This window comes from Epilithonimonas hungarica, from assembly GCF_900102265.1.
Taxonomy (GTDB): Bacteria; Bacteroidota; Bacteroidia; order Flavobacteriales; family Weeksellaceae; genus Epilithonimonas; species Epilithonimonas hungarica.
The window spans coordinates 1-3,776 of record NZ_FNBH01000008.1 but is presented as its reverse complement, the minus strand read 5'-3'; the positions used below and the strand labels follow the sequence as shown (position 1 = coordinate 3,776).

Annotated in this window: 6 protein-coding genes; all 6 read right to left on the bottom strand. The window is 35.2% G+C overall.

Annotated elements, in window-relative coordinates:
- Nucleotides 1–155: 155 nt before the first annotated feature.
- A complete protein-coding gene (locus BLT30_RS18010) occupies nucleotides 156–581 on the bottom strand; it encodes a DUF2247 family protein (protein WP_089875238.1) in 426 nt (141 codons plus the stop codon).
- Nucleotides 582–765: 184 nt separating this feature from the next.
- Nucleotides 766–1,020: a hypothetical protein gene (locus BLT30_RS18005; protein WP_089875236.1), complete on the bottom strand. Its 255-nt coding sequence runs from the start codon at nucleotides 1,018–1,020 to the stop codon at nucleotides 766–768.
- 39 nt (nucleotides 1,021–1,059) lie between these two features.
- A complete protein-coding gene (locus tag BLT30_RS18000) occupies nucleotides 1,060–1,476 on the bottom strand; it encodes a hypothetical protein (RefSeq protein WP_089875235.1) in 417 nt (138 codons plus the stop codon).
- Nucleotides 1,477–1,481: 5 nt separating this feature from the next.
- Nucleotides 1,482–2,354, bottom strand: coding sequence for a hypothetical protein (locus BLT30_RS17995; RefSeq protein WP_089875233.1), 873 nt, complete (start codon nucleotides 2,352–2,354; stop codon nucleotides 1,482–1,484).
- Nucleotides 2,355–2,396: 42 nt separating this feature from the next.
- The gene (locus BLT30_RS17990; protein WP_089875232.1) at nucleotides 2,397–2,705 is read right to left on the bottom strand and encodes a hypothetical protein; all 309 of its coding nucleotides are present in this window, start codon (nucleotides 2,703–2,705) and stop codon (nucleotides 2,397–2,399) included.
- A 13-nt stretch (nucleotides 2,706–2,718) separates the two neighbouring features.
- Nucleotides 2,719–3,776: RHS repeat-associated core domain-containing protein (locus BLT30_RS17985; RefSeq protein WP_317040544.1), on the bottom strand; the 1,058-nt coding region annotated here is incomplete at its 5' end.

Here is a 3,776-nt window from a genome sequence, read left to right as displayed (position 1 = left end):
ACCCACGTTTTTAAATTCAATTAATTATTATCTGATCTGATTTTCAACAACTTATCATTGAAAATCATTTCCATCACTAACTTTGAAACATGACCAATTTTATTTCCGGTTTAGCAAACTTCATAGCTGTAGCCCCCCTACCTACAATCGGTTTATTATCCTTTATCCAAAAAATTCAAATAAATATCTTCCTCAGAATTTGTTTTTTCATTAGGCATATAATAAATGAAATTTCTCCAAGATTCTGGATAATCAAATTTAGACCATTGAATTTCAATTTCTCTAAGCTTTTGATGAATTGAAATATTTGAATTCTTAATAGCTCTTAAGTAACTAATCTGCCAAATATGCATTCCTTTTGCTATTTCTTGGTCATTTAGTTTTTTTTGTAGAATATCCAATAATATAATTTTATTATCTTCATTTAGATTAATATCTACTAATGTTATTTCATCAAAATTGAGATTAAAATTATTTTCATTAATTATTGCAACTGTTTCTTTGGCTGTTAGCCAATCATTTTTTAACCCAACAAACAAAACAGATTGTGTTATAGTAAGGTATTTTTTAAAATCTATCATCGTACTATTTGATTTGGTATTCCATTAACAACTCCACTTGGGATAAATCTTCTATGTGTAACACCTACGCCATGATCTACTATCCATTCAAAAACTCCATCCTGACCTCTAAGGGAGCCTCCTATTTGATACAAATTTCTTGTAATGCCACCAAAAATCAAATTTCGACGCATACGTATAGAGCTTACCTAAATTTTGTTGGAATTTTTTCTAACTGTTCTTCTAAATGCCAATCTTCAGGTATTTCCTTAGGATTAAACCATTTAGCACCTTTACTTATCCAAATATCTCTATATTGTTTTATTGAATCAATTTTATAGTCATCATTACCCGATTCACATCCACAACATGGACAGATTAGATATGTTGGACTTTCATCTTCCCAAAATTCATCGGGAAAAATATTAAATCCACAAACTCTGCAATTATATTCTATCATCTAAATTCTACTTTAAATATAAGCTTATCATTAAATTTATTAATATCGTCTTCTTTTATAAAATTCTTCAGAGCTTATTGCAGCATTATAATTCCCATACATATCTTCAAAAATTTTTCTACGTTGAAGATATATATCAAAAATTTTTTCTTTAGTAATAATATTATATTCGACAAAAGTTTCTTTAGAATTTAAACTTTTTAATTTACCATTAAAGCTAAATAAAAAATTAAATAAGTCATCTAATGCTACAAAAATCGAACTAATAGGATTGCTTAGAGTTATTCTAATTGATATACAAACATCACTTTGAATCTCTATATCAATCCAAAAAGAATCTTCCTTTCTGTATACATATTTTTTATTCTCTAACAATTCTATTTTACTACTACCTTCTAATATTTCTTTAATCGGTTTATTTGAGTAAAAAAGGAAATTAATAGATTCTAATCCCATAATATTTAAGGTGTTTGAAAAGTTGTACTTAACCAATTTGGAAAACCAACAGGGCCACCTGTATTTTTAACCGTAATTACTGGCTTAATGCCTACTTCCATATATGCTACAAATCTATGATGCCCATCTTCAATAAATGTCCTTCCCCCTTGCACATATGCCTCTATTGCAGGAATTTTCTCTCCTTTCATTAACAAAGTTTTATATTCTAGTACTTTAGCTGGATTTATCCAATCTTGTGTTGGCAACACTTTATTGAAATCTGTTGCAACAACATTAATTCCTTTTCCATATTTGAAAGCCGTAGCTCCCCAACCCAAAAATGGTACCATTGCACCAAAGCTCAATGCTGCCTGTCCTCTGTTGCCTCTTCCCAAGGATATCAGACCATTCATCCCATCAGCAACCTCCCCAAAAAAGGGAATAGTTCCAAATCCATCCAGCATACCTTGCAAATCATCAGCAATGTTATCGCCCATCGCTGCGTGCAGCCTGCTTCTTGCCTGCTCACCATACCAGTTCCCTATTGCGCCTCTAATACCGCTCATCAGAGACAGGCTGTTAAAGGCATAGTTGACAGAGGAGTTCCAAGTATTGGAATTTCCCTTTGCCTGTATCACGACCTCCTGTATCATATTGGACATCGTGAACTCCCCGCCATAGCTGAAGTGCCCTGTCATCCCGTTGCTATACGTCCTGTCACTTGTGAAGCCGTCTCCCGTGTTCGTCCACGTCGTGCTTCCACTTCCAGACCCATACCAGAAGCCCATCATCCAGTCATTCGTCACCCTTCCATCCGGGTCATAGTTCATTGCAGGGTTGTTGCCAACATAGGCGTATGGACTTGTGGAACTATAACTTTCGGATAATTGGTCCATCCCGAACCATCTCCCAAGGTCAGGTTGGCTTTTTGTTTTTATTTATAAATAATCAATGGGATTTTCAGATTCTAATTTTTCCCTAGTCTCAATTATCTTTTCTCTTAATTCTTTTGCAGTAGTAAAAGCTCTAGAATCTAATTTATGATCTTCTTCATATTCTGAAAATCTGCTGGAAACTTTACTTAAATCGGAAAATACTAATTTTTCAATATTGGTTAGAGTATTATTATCAATTCCTAAATCGTATGAATAATAAAATTCATCGCAAAAAACGGATGCAGTTATAAAATCAGTTAAATACATATCCATTAATTGATATAATCTTCTTTTATCAGTTTTATTGTACATATGGATGAATTAATTATTTTGTAGAGTATTTAAAATGCCAAATAGAATTAGATGCTTCATCATAAAGAACTTCTAAATTATATAATTTTCCATTTTTCGACATTTCGATATAATGCATTAACGCTGCTGATCCTCTAGGATCAGGAACTCCAACCGAACCTTTTATTGCCTGTTCTAAAACTTGTACGGGAACAGCCCTCGCTGGATCAGCCATATGTTCCGCTGCCTTTGCTCCAAAATTAAATAATTCTTTCCCTGCTGTTTTCTCAGCAAACTTCATAGCCGTAGCACCCCAACCTAAAATTGGTATCATTGCGCTAAAGCTTAATGCCGCTTGTGCTTTGTTTCCTCTTCCCAAAGAGATTAATCCATTCATTCCATCGGCAGGCTCTCCCAATATAGGAATCGTACCGATACCATCCAGCATAGATTGCAAATCATCAGGTATACTATCTCCCATAGCGGCGTGCAGCCTGCTTCTTGCCTGTTCTCCTCTCCAAGCACCAGCATTGCTATCAGTAATATTGATATTATATCCAACAACCCCTTGAATATCTCCATTATATGCTCCATTGCTATAACCTACAGTATCGTGACCGGAACCGTTGGTCCAGAAAGTATAATTACCTGTTCCGCCACCCTGTAAGAAGTTAACAAAAGAAGTAAATTGCGCAGATGAAAAAGAACCTCCTGTCGTTGACCAGCCTGCATTGCCATTGGAATCAAATCCTCCAAAACTTGTAATTTGATTATTATTGGTTTTATCCCATAGTGTTTGGAGCCATCCAGGCAAATCCCTCCCATCGATATCATAAAACATAACCGGATTGTTCGCAGCATACGCATACGGACTCATCATGTGAAATTTCTCAGATAATTTATCCATCCCGAACCATCTTCCCAGGTCCGGCATATATTGCCTCCATCCATAGTCATAAAAGCCCGTCTCCTGCAGTTCTTTCCGGTTGTACTTGTAGTTCAGGAACGACCCCATCGTATCAAAGGAAGAGTCCACGCCCTGCATGTTCATCCCAAAGGGATAGTAGTCGTTCCGGTCAAGAACATCTATGC